The following is a 13,710-nucleotide window of genomic DNA, read 5'->3' on the forward strand; positions in this document are numbered from 1 at the left end:
GGAGGGACGGGCAGCACGGGCGTCGGGCATGCTGGTCTCTGTCGATTTGCGACAACGGGACGCCGCTCAAAGCGGCCGAGGCGTGTGGGTCGGGCATCCCGGGCATGCGTCTGGCGGTGGAGGAGGTGGGCGGGGTCCTGTACGTGGAGCCGACCCCCACGTTTACGGTACGCGCGGTCGTGCCCCGCCACGCTTTTGGTGCCGTGGGCCAGGCCGTCGAGGAAGGAGAGCGATGAGGGTGATTCGCGTTGTGGTCGTGGAAGATCAGACCATGCTGAGGGACTCTTTGGTTGCCGCCATCAATCGCGAGCTCGACATGGAGGTCGTTGCCTCGCTCGCCGATGCGGCGGACGTGCTCGACCTCGATGCTGGCCGTGAGATTGACGTGGCGCTGCTCGACGTGTGCACGGAGAACAATTCGAGCGGCATCATTGCCGCGAGGAAGCTCAGGGAGGCTCGCCCGCAGGTGAAGACGGTCATCATGACGGGCATGTCGGACGTGACCTTTGTCCGCCAGGCGCGTGAGGCGGGCGTTGACAGCTTTATCTATAAGAACGTCAGGACGGACGACCTGCTGTCGGTGATTCGATCCACCGTAGAGGGGTACTCGACCTTTCCCTCATCTCGGAAGGGTGATGCCCCCGAAGTCGAGCTGCTGGACGAGCTCGAGCTCAAGATCTTGTATCTCACCTGTCAGGCGAAGAGCCGCAGGGAGATAGCGGCGGCGCTGTACATGAGTGAAGGCACGGTAAAGCGGCGCATTTCCGAGATGCTCGCGAAGACGGGCTATGACAACCTGCTCAAGCTGGCAGTTCGCGCGGTGTCAAGCGGAAGCATCGTGGTCAACGTCGAGCGCTGGCCTGTCTTCCCGAAGACCCTACATTCAACCGACAAGCCCCCAACGGATTTGGGTTCGTCGTGAGGTCCTCTAGGAGCGAGCGATAAGAGCCCGCACGCGTACTGCCTGCGGAAACGCTGAAAGTGCTCTGCTGCGGAGACTCTTGAGGCCCCTGCAGCGAACCCAAATCCGAACAGGGCCGCGCGCTGGCGCCCGCGGGGGGAAGCTACTCCGTGCGGAGGGCGTCGATGAGCGGTGCGGCCCGCAGGCGGCGCAGCGCGTGGGCGCAGCTGGCGAGAAGGGCGAGCGCCACCAGTGCCACGGCGCCTACGACGTGCGCCCACGGCACCTCTAGCCCCAGGCTCCGCATGGTGAGGCCGCCCTGCGTGCCGATCCAGGCGCCGAGCGCGAGCGCGGCGGCGAGTCCAAGCGCGAGGCCCCACGCTGCCGTGCGCGTGCACTCGAGCGCGGGCATCCTCCTCAGGTCGCGCTCGCCCATCCCGACGGAGCGCAGCACGGCGAAGTCGTGCGCGCGCAAAAGCACGCTCGCGGCCGAGGAGTTGAACGCGCTCGCCACGCCGACGGCGGCGGCAGCCACGCCAAAGGTCGACAGGAGCGCCCGTATGGCGCCGTAGAGCGCCTCAGACTGGTGCGCCTCGGCCCGCTCGTCGACGACGCCGTCCCAGGTGGCGAGCGCAGGGTTCTCCTCGAGAAGCCGATCCACGTCGGCCGCCGTCGCAGACGAGTCATCTGCCGTCGCGTAGAGCGTGGTCATGCCGTACCCGATGTCCTCCCGGTCGGCCCCCGCGACGGACGACGCCGGCGCGAGCACCGTGGGCAGCACGCTCTCCAGCGCGCCGCGAGAGAGCCAGAACCACCCCGGGACCTCGTCGAGAAGACCCACGACCTCCCACAAGACCTCCGTTCCGGAGAGGGACAGCCGCGTGCCGAGAAGCGCGTCCCCAAACGGCTGCTGCCCCTCGTGCCCGGAGTCGAGCACCTCGTTCACGACGACGCACCCCTGCGCGTCCTTCTCGGCCCCGGCCTCCCCGAGCAGGAGTTCCCACGTGACGTCGTCAACGTAGTAGACCGTGCCAAAGACGTCGTCCCCGGCGGCGTCAGGGAGATTGCCCTCCGGTCGCCAGAGTGACTCCTTCGCCCAAGTCGCCACGGAGGAGTCGTCGAGGTCGAGCAGGGTTTGGGTCTTGGAGACGAACCCGGCGCTCCGTATTCCCGGCAGCGCGCGCAGCCGCTCGAGAAGTGCCGGCAGGTGTGGCAGCTCGCCCTCCGCCCCAGGCATGTTGGCGGTCCCCTCGGCGCTCACGCCCGCGCTCACGTCCGCGGGCGTCCCCTCGAGGACGGAGGCCCGGCCGAAGTACGCTCCCAGGACGCCGCCTCCCACCAGCAGCGCGAAGGAGACGGCGAGCGCCGCGACCGTCGCCCGGTCGCGCCCGCGCCCCGCACGGTGAAAGCGGCTGGCGAGAAGAGCGGTCACGTCGCGACCGCCTGCCGTGCGACGGGGGAGAGGCGCCCCGGTACCCGGGCGGCCTCCGCGTGCCCCCGTGCTTCCGTCCCCGCGCATCGCCTCAACGGCGGGCAGGCGGCTCGCGCGCAGCGCGGGCGCAAGCGCGCTAAGCAGGACCGTCGCCGCAGACACTGCCGCCGCGCCAAGCAGCGCCTCGGGACGGACGTCGAGCGCGACCGGCACGCCGCCCGTCACCCACGCCGTGTCGTCCGCCACGAGTGGCAGCGCCACGGCGTCCAGCGCGACGCCGAGCGCGAGCCCCGCCGGGATTCCCACCGCGCACAGGAGCGCCGCCTCCACGAGCACGGCGCGCACGAGCTGGCGACAGGACGCCCCCGCCGAGGAGAACAGCCCGAACTGACGCACGCGCTCGGCGAGCGAGACGCGGAAGGTCCCCGAGACGAGCGTGACGGTCACGAGGCACGCCACGGCGGCGACGCCCGCGCACGCGAGCCCGAAGGCGGCGTCGAGGGCGTAGATATCGCTCAGGCCGAGGGCGCTGAGGAGGTGGTCGTGGAAGAAGTAGTACCCACCCCGTTCGCAGATGCCCTCGGCGGCGCGCTCATCGCGGGAAGCGGCACGCACGCGGCGGTTCTCGGAACGCTCCCGCTGCTCGCGCTCGGCCTTATCGCCACGCTCGCCCGCCTGCGCCTCGATTCTGGCGCGGCTGACGCGTAGGTACCGGCAAATATACTTCGTTGCGGGAGAAATGACGCGAGGCTTCACCGGCTAAATGAGCTGCGTCTGGTTGAGGAAGAGCGTTTCTCGTACGGCGCCGATGTCTTCTTGCCCATCGCACTCAGACGGTGCGTAACTATGAATCTCATAGGTGCGGCAGCATGCGTTCGATGAGCTCCGGGCCCTGACCCCTCTCGTTCGTGCGGTACACGAGGTAGAACGTGGCGTGAGCGCTGGCGTCACTGAGTGGGACTGCGACGCGGTCGCCAAGGTCGCCCGACACGTGCGCCGTGTACGGCTCAGACGCTTCCGTGCTGAACGCGAGCGCGTCGCTCGTGGAGAGGAGCATCTCGAACATCGAGCGGTCCTCTTGCCAGAGGAGCTCAGCGCGCGGCAGCTCGCGCACGACGACGCTGCGCCAGAAGCCGATGTTGGCGTAGACGAGGAACGTCTCTCCGTCGATGTCCCGGAACCGCAGCGTCCGCTCCGCCGCGAGTGGGTGCATGCTCGGTAGGAGCACCGAAAGGCTCTCGGTCATGATGGGCTGCGAGATGAAGCCGGGGAACGCAAGCGGTCGCAGCATGATGGCGGCGTCGAGCGTGCCCTCCATGAGGGCGCGCTCCAGATGCTGCGAATCAAGCGACTCAGAGGCGATGATGGTGCCAGGCGAGGTCTCCACCACGAGCTGCGTGACGCGCCAGAGCGGAGCGGGCGCGCAGGTGCCAACGCGCAGCATGCGGCGGCGCGTCTCGAGCGAGGACAGCTCGTCTCGCATGCGCCGATAGGTGCGGAGCAGGTCGTCGGCGTAGTCTGCCGCGATGCGGCCCGCCTCGGTGAGCGCCGACCTGTTCGCGGTGCGGCGCAACAGGTCGCAGCCAAGCTCGTCCTCAAGCCGCCGGATGGAGCGGCTGAGCGCCGGCTGGGACATGTGGAGCTCGGCGGCGGCGCGGGATATGGATCCCGTTCGTGCGACGCAGGCTATGTGCTCGAGCTGCTCGATGGTCATGGGTGTCTCCCGTGTTCTGGTGTGTCCTTCTCAGTATGCACGTTATGCATGCTAACTGCTCGAATGCGTAGGGCGCGGCATTCGCTTTTCGCAGCATGATGGTGGGGTCAAAGGACGGTGCGATTAGGCGAGAAGGGAATCTACCATGGCAAACGTTCAGACCGTGACGCTCAACAACGGTATCGAGATGCCGTGCGAGGGCTTCGGGGTGTTCCAGGTACCCAACCCTGCGGTATGCAAGCAGGCGGTGCTCCACGCCATCGACTGCGGCTATCGCCTCATCGACACGGCGGCGGCCTACATGAACGAGGAGGCGGTGGGCGCCGCCATTCGCGAGAGCGGCGTGCCTCGCGAGGAGCTCTTCGTCACCACCAAGCTCTGGGTGCGGGACGCGAGCTACGAGGGCGCCAAGGCGGCGCTTGAGACCTCGCTCGACAAGCTCGGTCTTGACTACCTGGACCTCTATCTCATCCACCAGCCGGTCGGCGACTACGTGGGGGCCTGGCGCGCCATGGAGGAGGCGTATCGCGCCGGCACCATCCGCGCCATCGGCGTGTGCAACTTCTACCCGGCGCGCCTGGCGGACTTCTGCGAGACCGTCGAGGTGACGCCCGCCGTGAACCAGGTGGAGCTTCACCCGTTCTTCTCGCAGGAGGCGGCGCTCGCCACGATGCGCGAGTACGGCGTGGTACCCGAGGCGTGGGGTCCCTTCGCCGAGGGCAACCACGGCATCTTCACGCATCCCGTCCTCATCGCGATTGGCGAGAAGTACGGCAGGACCGCGGCGCAGGTGGCCCTGCGGTGGAACATCCAGCGCGGCGTGGTGGTTATCCCCAAGTCCGTGCACCGCGACCGCATGGAGCAGAACATCGACGTGTGGGACTTCGAGCTTACCGACGATGATATGGCGAAGATCGCCGGGCTCACCCTCGACCACAGCGAGATCGTGAACCACGACGACCCGGCGTTTGTGAAGACGCTCCACGGCGTGAGCAGCGTGAGGACTCGTCTTTAGCGACGCAGGCGGACAGGGGACGCTTTGCTGGGAGCATCGATGCTGCCGGCAGAGCGCCCCTTTCCGGAACGTGTGAATTGTTTGAGCTACGCGCGCAGCACGTAGCCGTCCTTGCGCGGGGCGGCGGCGGGCTCGGGGCCGTCGGCGTAGCCGAGCGCGATGGCGCCCACGCCGCGCAGCGCCTCGGGCAGGCCCCACTCCTTGAGGAGCGCCTTGCCCTCCACGCTGTCGAAGATCTCGCGCTCGCGATGGATCCAGCAGCTGGAGAGGCCCACGGCGTGCGCCGCGAGCATGAGGTTCTCGAGCACGCAGGAGCCGTCCTCCACGAAGGTGCCGCGTCCGCTGTCGGCGAGCACCACCACGATGGCCGGCGCGCCGTAGTACGGGTCGGTTTCCTTGCCCATGACGGCGGCGTTGAGCGCGCGCAGGCGCTCGCGGGTCTCGGGGCTCGTCACGGCCACGATCACCGGCGATTGGTGCCCGCCGCCCGTGGGCGCGTAGGTGCCCGCCTCAAGCACGGTGTCGAGCAGCTCTTGGGGGACGGGGTCCGCCCTGTAGCTGCGCACGCTCCTGCGCGTCTTGATGAGGTCGATGAGTTCGTTCGCCATGCCATGTCCCTTCTCTCGCCGGACCCGTCGATACAGAAAAGCCGCCCACCTGCCCTAAGGCGGGTGAGCGGCGAAAAGATGATGGCGGCATCCGGAAAAATCCGCTGGGATTTTCGAGACCTATTATGGGAGCTCTCTGTGCCGCGTCAAGCGTCGACAAGGACTTCTCGCCGTCGCTTGACTTCTGCAGGCAAGGCCCGTACAGTCAGTTCGTCTAAAATCGTGTGGACTTTTCTGGGCGCAAGCCACCTTTTTGCCGCACAACGGAGCTCCGGTTGTGCGGCTTTTTGCGCCGTCAATCACGTGATGACGCGCCAGCCTCCCTCCGAGAGCCCGAGACGCACAGGGCCGAAGCCTCGCGTTGCGGGGCGAGAGGAGGAACGGCTATGGAAAACGTGATCGATCGGCCGATGCCGTCTGCGGGGATGGCGCCCTCGGGACGCCGCCGGGCGGTGGCGGCACTCCAGGTGTTCGCGGGCGGCGCCTGCTATGGGGCGATGGCGACCACCTACAAGCTCGCCTACGCGGCGGGCTTCACCTCCGCGCAGGTGGTTGCAAGCCAGGCGTGGTTCGGCTTCCTGTTCTTCGGGCTCGCGGTGCTTCTCGGCCGTCTGCGCGGTGTGCGGTGGCAGCGTCTTTCCGGCAAGCAGGTGCTTAAACTCATGGGGCTCGGTGCCCTCACCTGCACGACCTCGATTCTGTACTGCTACGCCATGAGCGTGCTGCCCGCACCGGTGGCGCTCACGCTGCTCTTCCAGTTCACGTGGATGGGGCTCGTCTGGCAGACCATCATGACGCGCCGAGCTCCGCGCTTCGTGGAGGTCGCCTCGGCGGCGGTCATCGTGTTCGGCACCGTGTTCGCGAGCGGCGTCTACAGGACGGGGCTTGCGGGCTACGACCCGGTGGCCCTCCTCTGCGCGCTCGGCGCCGCCGTGACCTGCTCGCTCTTCGTGACGCTCTCCGGTAAGGTGAAGGCCCTCTGCTCCAACGAGCAGCGCGGCCTCGTCGTGTGCCTGGGGGCGGGCGTCATGTCGCTCACCGTGTGCCCGGACTACCTGGTGTCGGGCGTCGTCTTCCAGGGCATCCTGCCCTTTGCCGCGGTCGCGGGCTTCTTCGGCCTCATGTGCCCCGTGCTGCTCTTTGGCCTGGGGTCGCCACACCTGCCCGCCGGCCTCTCAACCGTCATGGCCGCTGCGGAGCTTCCCGCGGGATTGTTCATCGCCATGGTCGTGCTCGGCGAACCGCTCGGCGTCGTCGAGTGGCTGGGCGTGGTGGTGATTCTCGCGGGCGTGTGCCTTGCGCAGGCGCCGAGCCTTCTCTCACGGCATACAATGCGGTGAGGCCATGCCGGAGGGCCCCGAGCGCGATGCCGTGGGGTTCCGTCGGTGGCCCGATCTGCCGGGAGAGCTGCGGGCGCCCGCTTACGCGCAGACCGGCTCCGCGAGCACCGTCCCCTCAGGGAACGCGCGGCGGAAGACCCAGCGCGAGAGCGGGCCCGCCACCAGCAGGTTCCACGGCAGCGCGGCGACGAAGTTCCACGGGATGTTCGCGATCCACGTGGGCAGGATCATGGCCGGGTCGCCCACGTGCGTGAACGCCTCGAGCGCGCCGTAGAGCGACATGAAGAGCACCATTGGGAAGACCATCATCGTGCTGATGGCCAGCGTGATGGCAAGGCGGCTGCTCTTGCCCGGCGTCACCAGGAAGCGGAACGCAAACCACTTGGCAAACCGGCTGGCGAGAAGAACGTCCAGCAGCATCGCCACCACGTAGGCCGGCGGGAAGCCGAGCCATGCGTCGGCCAGCGTTCCGGAGCCGAAGCTCCAGCCATGCACGCGAGCGACGTTGTAGACGGACATCCAGAGCACCATGCAGAAGCACATGATGATCGTAAAGATGAGGCTCTCGCGTTTGTTGGTGGGCATGGGGGCAGACCTTTCTCGACGGGACCCGCAGGGCGGGCGAATGCGAGGAGCTACCCTACCAACTTTCCACGTCGCGCGTAAGCGGTGATTTTGTGGCGGACGCCCCTTCGCGACAGATGCTCCGGAGGGTTCTGTCGCACGCGGCTTGCGTCACGCCCACCCCAGAAGGTCGCGAATCACGCGGCTGGCGAGCATCTGGCCCATGATGGGGGGCAGGTAGCTCATCGTGCCCAGGAGCGACCCCTCGCGCAGCCACTGCTCGTCTGAGATGCGCTCCATGCGGACCGGCTCCTCGTCCGAGAAGAGCACGCGCAGGCCGCGGATGCCTCGGCGGCGGCACTCCTTTCGCATGACGCGCGCGAGCGGGCAGTTGACGGTGTCCTCGATGGCGGCGAAGCGCAGGCGGCAGGGGTCGAGCTTGTTGGCGCCGCCCATCGCGGAGAGCTCGGGGACGCCGCGCTCCTGGCACCACTGCGCGAGGCGCAGCTTCTGGGCCACGGTATCGATGGCGTCCACCACATAGTCGAGCGGCCCGAGGGCGTCCATCTGCGCCGGCAGCGCGTCCTTGTCCAGAAACGCGGTGACGGCGGTGACGTCGGCTTCGGGGTTGATGTCGAGCGCCATCGCGCGCATGACCTCGGCCTTGGGCCGGCCTATGGTGCTCGTAAAGGCGAGCGCCTGGCGGTTGATGTTGCTCGGGGCGACCACGTCGCGGTCCAGGAGCACCAGGTGGCCCACGCCGCCGCGGGCGAGCGCCTCCGCGCAGGACGACCCCACGCCGCCGAGGCCGATTACGGCCACGCGCGCCCTGGCGAGCCGCGCGAGCCCCTCGTCGCCGATGACGAGCCTCAGCCTGTCCGTCGCCGTCTCCGCCATGTTGCCTCCCGCCGTCTGCAAGTTGGGGACAGTCCCCAATTCACATATGCAAGTTGGGGACTGTCCCCAATTCACAGACCACACGTTACCGGTTAGCGACGGTTCCGCCAAGCTGCGCGGGCCCTCTGGTAGAGTGCGGCCTAACGTGAGAGGGGGCCGCATGCACAGAGAGTTCCTGATGGGCAACGAGGCCATGGCGGTGGGCGCGCTCGCCGCGGGCGTGAACGTGGTGGCTGGCTACCCGGGCACGCCGTCGACCGAGGTGCTGGAGACCGCGGCGCGCCGCCGGGGCGAGGGCGTCTACGTGGAGTGGTCCGTCAACGAGAAGGCCGCGCTCGAAGTTGCCGCCGGGGCCGCCTACGCGGGAGCCCGCGCGCTCGTCACGATGAAGCAGGTGGGCCTCAACGTCGCCTCCGACCCGCTCATGAGCCTCTCCTACATCGGCGTCAAGGGTGGCATGGTCGTGCTCGTGGCGGACGACCCGGGTCCCATCTCGTCCCAGACCGAGCAGGACACGCGCACCTTCGCGGCCTACGCCAAGCTGCCGATCCTGGACCCGTCGAGCCCGTCCGAGGCCTACGCGATGATGGGGGAGGCCTTTGACCTCTCCGAGGAGCTCGGCTGCCCCGTGATCGTGCGCCCGACCACGCGCGTCGACCACGGCTACGAGGACGTGGAGGTGGCCGATGAGGGTGACTGGACTCGTCTCGATCCAGAGGGCTTCGTCCGCGACCCGTCCCGCTGGGTCATCTTCCCCGCGCTCTCCGTGCGCGCCCACGCCGCCATCGAGAGGCGCGACGCGGAGCTTGCCAAGCGCCTCTCCGGCTACGCGAGAAACACCGTCCGCCAGACGGCCGGTCTGGGTGCCCGCCCGCGCCTCGGCATCGCAACCCACGGCATCAGCGCCACCTACGTCGCCGAAAACCTGAGCGAGAAGGACGACGTGCGGGTGCTCCGCGTGGCGACCCCATACCCCTTCCCGGAGCCCCTCGCGGCCGACTTCCTCGACGGCCTCGACGAGGTCCTCTGCGTCGAGGAGCTCGACCCCGTGATCGAGCGCGCCCTCATCGCCACCTGCGGCCGACGCGGCCTCACCGTCAAGATCCGCGGCAAACTCACCGCCGACATCCAACCCTCGGGAGAGAACACCGTCGAGTCGGTCGGTCGCGCGATTGACAACTTCCTCGGTAGGGAAGTGGCTGACGAGCTCGTGCCGGGAGATCCTTCTCCGCGCGCAGTTCCGCATGAGCCGGACGAGCCGGTGGCTCGTCCGTGCGAAGAGGACTGTTTGAGCACGGAGAAGGACCTCCCGGCGCCCCCGCAGCTCCCCATCCGTCCCCCCGTCCTCTGCGCCGGCTGTCCGCATCGTGCGAGCTTCTACGCCGTCAAGCGTGCGATGCGCGGACGCAAGACCCTGTTCTGCGGCGACATCGGCTGCTACACGCTCGGCAACGCCAAGCCGCTCGACATGGTGGACACGTGCCTCTGCATGGGGGCGGGCATCAACATCGCCCAGGGCGTCACGCACGTGGAGCCCGACACTAAGGCCTTCGCGTTCGTGGGCGACTCCACCTTCTTCGCCTCCGGCATTACCGGCGTGGTGAACGCGTTCTACAACCAGGCAGACATGACGCTCGTGGTGCTCGACAACTCCACCACGGCAATGACGGGCCACCAGCCGCACCCGGGCACGGGCCGCACGATGATGGGCCAGGTCGTGGAGAGGGTCTCGATCGAGCGCGTCCTTCTCGCCATCGGGCTCACGGTGGTGGAGACCGTGGACCCGCTCGATCACGAGCGCGCGGTGGAGACCGTGCGCCGCGTGGCAGACCAGCCCGGCGTCAAGGCCATCATCTTCCGGAGCCCGTGCGTGGTTCTCGCCAAACCGCAGGCTACGAGCGTCGTGGATGCCGAGAAGTGCGTCGGCTGCCAGCGCTGCGTGCGGGAGCTTGGGTGCCCCGCGCTCGTTCCGGACGCGGCAACCGGCAAGGTCCGCATAGACGCCACGCAGTGCACGGGCTGCACGCTCTGCGAGCAGATCTGTCCCACGCATGCCATCTCGGGAGGTGAGCGCCTGTGAGCGAGATCGCCAGGGGCACCAACGTCATCCTTGCCGGCGTGGGCGGTCAGGGGGCCGTCCTCGCGTCCAAGCTGCTCGCCCGGGCCGCCATGGGTCGGGGGCTTCCCGTAAAGACCGCCGAGACCATCGGCATGGCGCAGCGCGGCGGCTCGGTGTTCAGCCACGTGAGGCTGGGGGAGGGCGCCGCCTCTCCGCTCGTCGGCCGCGGGCGGGCGGACGCGATCGTCGCCTTCGAGCCCGCGGAGGCCGTGCGCCAGCTGCCGTTCCTGCGGCAGGGCGGCATGGTCGTCACGAGCGACGTGCCCGTGGTCCCGGTCTCCGCCGCCACGGGCGGCCCTGCCTACGACCTGCCCGCCATCATGTCCTACCTTCGCGATCGCGTGGGCGAGAAGAGCCTCGTGATCGTTGACGCCGCGGCCGCGGAGGCGGAGCTCGGCACCGCGCGCGTGCTCAACGTCGTCCTCCTGGGCGCCGCGGCTCGTGCCGGCGCCCTTGGCCCCGTCACCGTGGACGACCTCGAGGCCGCCGTCCGCGCCACCGTCTCGCCCCGCTTCCTCGACCTCGACCTTCGCGCCCTGTCAATTGGGGACAGTCCCCAATTCACATAAAACGTTTCTGCAAATTGGGGACTGTCCCCAATTCACAGAGGAGCCAGCATGAAGATCAGCGAGTCCCAGCTCAAGCTCGTGAACGAGCAGGTCCAGCGCCTCGTGGCGTCGGGCAACTACTTTGGCCGCCGCCTCCAGGAGGCCGGCGTCACCGAGGTCCGCGCGGAGGGGGACTTCCTCGCGCTGCCGTTCTCCGAGAAGGAGGACCTGCGCAACTGCTACCCGCTCGGGGTCTCCGCCGTGGACGAGCGCGAGATCGTGCGCATCCACTCGAGCTCGGGCACCACGGGCACGCCCGTGATCATCCCGTACACCGCGCGCGACGTGGACGATTGGGCCACGCAGTTCGCGCGCTGCTACGAGCTCGCCGGCATCACCGCCGAGGACCGCATCCAGATTACGCCCGGCTACGGCCTCTGGACGGCGGGCATCGGCTTCCAGGCGGGCGCGGAGAAGCTCGGCGCGATGGTCGTGCCCATGGGTCCCGGCAACACGGAGAAGCAGCTGCGGTTCATGGTCGACCTGCAGACCACGGTCATCGGCGCCACGTCGAGCTACGCGCTGCTCCTGGCGGAGGAGGTCGAGGCCCGCGGCATGCGCGACCAGATTGCCCTTCGCAAGGGCGTCATCGGCTCGGAGCGCTGGGGCAGGAAGATGCGCGACCGCGTGAAGGCGGGCCTGGGCATCCAGATCTACGACATCTACGGCCTCACGGAGGTCTATGGCCCCGGCATCGGCATCTCCTGCGACGCCGAGGACGGCATGCACTACTGGGACGACTTCATCTACATCGAGATCGTCGACCCCGCCACCGGCGAGCCGCTGCCCGACGGCGAGTGGGGCGAGATCGTGATCACCACGCTCGTGAAGGAGGGCGCGCCGCTCATCCGCTTCCGCACGCACGACCTCAGCCGCATCATCCCGGGCGCGTGCCCCTGCGGCAGTCCCTACCCGCGCATCGACGCTCTGCAGGGCCGCTCGGACGACATGGTCAAGATCAAGGGCGTCAACGTCTTCCCGCGCCAGATCGAGGAGGTGCTCCAGGAGTACCCGCAGCTCTCGAGCGAGTACCAGATCCGCATCTCGCACCTCGAGGGCCGCGACACCATGCGCATCTACGTGGAGACCGACGGCACGCAGGACTTCCTCGACCTCGCCGAGGACGTCGCGCACGAGGTCAAGCGCCGCATCGGCTTCACGCCGCTCGTGAAGGTCGTCGAGCTCGGCGTCCTGCCGCGCAGCGAGAAGAAGACGCGCCGCGTCTTCGACGAGCGCTACGAGTAGGGGGCGCGGCAGCCCATCGGGCGCCCATCGAATAAGAGCTTCCGCCACTCTTTGACCGGATCTGAAGGCAAATTGTGGCAGAAGCTCTTTTTCGCGGATGGGCGGAGATGCCGAGAAGAACGAGGGGCCGAGAAGGGCCGGCGACCGTGGGGGCGTCGGCGAGGCGCCCGTCCTTCTCGCCTGACCTTAATCGGTGACGGAGAAGCGCAGGACGATGGTGGACGTCCAGGGGCTCCCCGGCTCGCAGACGGACTGCTCCCACTCGGGGTGGTGGATGTTGTCCGGGTAGAACTCGGGCTCGAAGGCGAAGCCCGCGCGCGGCCCGTAGGCGGCGCCGTCCTTTGTCTCGGAATCGTCCAGCCAGTTGCCGGTGTAGAGGTGCGCCCCGGGCGCCGTTATGAGGACGTCCATGGCGCGGCCGCTCGCGGGGTCCTCCGTGCGCAGCGCGTGGCGCGGGGCGCCGCCGGCCTCGTATCCCCGCACGCACATGCAGTGGTCGTAGCCGCGCGCCCGACGGATCTGCTCGTCGTCGGCATCGGCACCCGCCCCGAGCGCCTTGGGCGAGCGGAAGTCGAACGGCGTGCCCGCCACGTCGCGCACCTCGCCCTCCGAGACGGAGTCCACGCGCACGGGGAGGAAGGCGTCCGCGTCAAGCGTCACGAGCTCCCCTAGGACCGAGCCCGAGGCGTGCCCTGCCAGGTTGTAGTAGCCGTGGTTCGTCATGTTTACGTAGGTGGTCGCGTCGGACTCGCACGCATACGAGATGGTGAGCTCGGCCGCGCCGTCCTTCTCGGCGAGCGAGAAGGACGCGGAGAACGTGCGGTTGCCCGGCAGGCCGAGCTCGCCGTCTGCCATGCGGCACGTCATGCGCACGGCGTTTGCGGCGTCGTCCGCCTGGGCGGACCACACGCGTCGGTGAAGGCCGTGGTCGAGGTCCGTGTGGAGGTTGTTGGCGGCGTTGGGCCCGTCGTTTCCGGGCAGGTGGTAGACCGCGCCCGCAAGGGGCACCTCCGCGCGGTCCGTGCGGTTTGCCACGGGGCCGATGGTGCCGCCGTAGCAGGCGGGGTTGGGACCGAGGTAGCCCTCGAGCGAGCCGTAGCCCAGCAGGACGTCGCCCGCCCTGCCGTCGCGGTCCGGAACCTCGACGGAGAGCAGCGTCGCGCCGTAGTCCGTGACGGCCACGCGCGCGGAGCCGGCGACAAGGACGTAGCGGGTCGCGGCCGCTCCGTCGGGGGTGGTTCCAAAGGGCTGTCTCTCGATCATGGCG

The 13,710-nt window shown here is 68.6% G+C and carries 12 protein-coding genes and 1 pseudogene; 7 read left to right on the forward strand and 6 right to left on the reverse strand.

The genetic code is table 11. The features are described from left to right. A pseudogene (locus B5F79_RS11155) lies at window positions 1-236 on the forward strand (hypothetical protein); the annotation flags it as partial. Further along, entirely contained in the window at window positions 233-922 is a 690-nt protein-coding gene (locus B5F79_RS08950) for a response regulator transcription factor (RefSeq protein WP_241147299.1), read from the forward strand. The pseudogene B5F79_RS11155 and the gene B5F79_RS08950, both read left to right, overlap by 4 nt. A 142-nt stretch (window positions 923-1,064) precedes the next feature. Here the strand turns inward: B5F79_RS08950 and B5F79_RS08955 are convergent, their stop codons facing one another. Continuing rightward, window positions 1,065-2,948, reverse strand: a complete 1,884-nt coding sequence (locus tag B5F79_RS08955; RefSeq protein ID WP_158094873.1) for an FtsX-like permease family protein — start codon at window positions 2,946-2,948, stop codon at window positions 1,065-1,067. A 238-nt stretch (window positions 2,949-3,186) separates the two neighbouring features. Then, entirely contained in the window at window positions 3,187-4,047 is an 861-nt protein-coding gene (locus B5F79_RS08960; RefSeq protein WP_087220482.1) for a LysR family transcriptional regulator, read from the reverse strand. Between the two features lie 145 nt (window positions 4,048-4,192). Between B5F79_RS08960 and B5F79_RS08965 the strand changes: the two genes are divergently transcribed. Further along, the gene (locus B5F79_RS08965; RefSeq protein ID WP_087220485.1) at window positions 4,193-5,062 is read left to right on the forward strand and encodes an aldo/keto reductase; all 870 of its coding nucleotides are present in this window, start codon (window positions 4,193-4,195) and stop codon (window positions 5,060-5,062) included. A gap of 86 nt (window positions 5,063-5,148) precedes the next feature. Here B5F79_RS08965 and B5F79_RS08970 read toward each other — a convergent pair whose 3' ends face one another. Then, on the reverse strand, window positions 5,149-5,670 hold the full coding sequence (locus B5F79_RS08970) for a nitroreductase family protein (protein ID WP_087220488.1): 522 nt from the start codon (window positions 5,668-5,670) through the stop codon (window positions 5,149-5,151). A 386-nt stretch (window positions 5,671-6,056) separates the two neighbouring features. On the opposite strand from B5F79_RS08970, the gene B5F79_RS08975 reads away from it, so the two are divergent. Beyond that, on the forward strand, window positions 6,057-7,010 hold the full coding sequence (locus B5F79_RS08975; protein ID WP_087220491.1) for a DMT family transporter: 954 nt from the start codon (window positions 6,057-6,059) through the stop codon (window positions 7,008-7,010). Between the two features lie 81 nt (window positions 7,011-7,091). On the opposite strand, the gene B5F79_RS08980 is transcribed toward B5F79_RS08975, so the two are convergent. Then, window positions 7,092-7,595 carry a DUF2798 domain-containing protein gene (locus B5F79_RS08980; RefSeq protein WP_087220494.1) on the reverse strand — a complete coding sequence of 168 codons (504 nt, stop codon included), beginning with the start codon at window positions 7,593-7,595 and terminating at the stop codon, window positions 7,092-7,094. A gap of 150 nt (window positions 7,596-7,745) precedes the next feature. Next, window positions 7,746-8,471: a tRNA threonylcarbamoyladenosine dehydratase gene (locus B5F79_RS08985; RefSeq protein ID WP_087220497.1), complete on the reverse strand. Its 726-nt coding sequence runs from the start codon at window positions 8,469-8,471 to the stop codon at window positions 7,746-7,748. 160 nt (window positions 8,472-8,631) lie between these two features. On the opposite strand from B5F79_RS08985, the gene iorA reads away from it, so the two are divergent. The 3 genes from iorA to B5F79_RS09000 are packed head-to-tail and all read left to right on the forward strand — an operon-like array spanning window position 8,632 to window position 12,443. Next, window positions 8,632-10,551, forward strand: coding sequence for an indolepyruvate ferredoxin oxidoreductase subunit alpha (gene iorA / locus B5F79_RS08990; RefSeq protein ID WP_087220500.1), 1,920 nt, complete (start codon window positions 8,632-8,634; stop codon window positions 10,549-10,551). Further along, window positions 10,548-11,159 carry an indolepyruvate oxidoreductase subunit beta gene (locus B5F79_RS08995; RefSeq protein ID WP_206391103.1) on the forward strand — a complete coding sequence of 204 codons (612 nt, stop codon included), beginning with the start codon at window positions 10,548-10,550 and terminating at the stop codon, window positions 11,157-11,159. Before iorA ends, B5F79_RS08995 begins: the two co-directional genes overlap by 4 nt. 48 nt (window positions 11,160-11,207) lie before the next feature. After that, on the forward strand, window positions 11,208-12,443 hold the full coding sequence (locus tag B5F79_RS09000; protein WP_087220503.1) for a phenylacetate--CoA ligase family protein: 1,236 nt from the start codon (window positions 11,208-11,210) through the stop codon (window positions 12,441-12,443). 186 nt (window positions 12,444-12,629) lie between these two features. On the opposite strand, the gene B5F79_RS09005 is transcribed toward B5F79_RS09000, so the two are convergent. After that, a complete protein-coding gene (locus B5F79_RS09005) occupies window positions 12,630-13,706 on the reverse strand; it encodes an aldose epimerase family protein (RefSeq protein ID WP_087220506.1) in 1,077 nt (358 codons plus the stop codon). Window positions 13,707-13,710 lie beyond the last annotated feature (4 nt).

This window comes from Olsenella sp. An285 (assembly GCF_002159625.1).
GTDB lineage: Bacteria > Actinomycetota > Coriobacteriia > Coriobacteriales > Atopobiaceae > Thermophilibacter > Thermophilibacter avicola.

Coding starts and splice junctions, on each gene's coding strand:
- iorA (WP_087220500.1), top strand. CDS start 8,632: ATGCACAGAGAGTTCCTGATGGGCAACGAGGCCATGGCGGTGGGCGCG.
- B5F79_RS08985 (WP_087220497.1), bottom strand. CDS start 8,471: ATGGCGGAGACGGCGACGGACAGGCTGAGGCTCGTCATCGGCGACGAG.
- B5F79_RS08965 (WP_087220485.1), top strand. CDS start 4,193: ATGGCAAACGTTCAGACCGTGACGCTCAACAACGGTATCGAGATGCCG.
- B5F79_RS09000 (WP_087220503.1), top strand. CDS start 11,208: ATGAAGATCAGCGAGTCCCAGCTCAAGCTCGTGAACGAGCAGGTCCAG.
- B5F79_RS08950 (WP_241147299.1), top strand. CDS start 233: ATGAGGGTGATTCGCGTTGTGGTCGTGGAAGATCAGACCATGCTGAGG.
- B5F79_RS08975 (WP_087220491.1), top strand. CDS start 6,057: ATGGAAAACGTGATCGATCGGCCGATGCCGTCTGCGGGGATGGCGCCC.
- B5F79_RS09005 (WP_087220506.1), bottom strand. CDS start 13,706: ATGATCGAGAGACAGCCCTTTGGAACCACCCCCGACGGAGCGGCCGCG.
- B5F79_RS08960 (WP_087220482.1), bottom strand. CDS start 4,047: ATGACCATCGAGCAGCTCGAGCACATAGCCTGCGTCGCACGAACGGGA.
- B5F79_RS08980 (WP_087220494.1), bottom strand. CDS start 7,595: ATGCCCACCAACAAACGCGAGAGCCTCATCTTTACGATCATCATGTGC.
- B5F79_RS08970 (WP_087220488.1), bottom strand. CDS start 5,670: ATGGCGAACGAACTCATCGACCTCATCAAGACGCGCAGGAGCGTGCGC.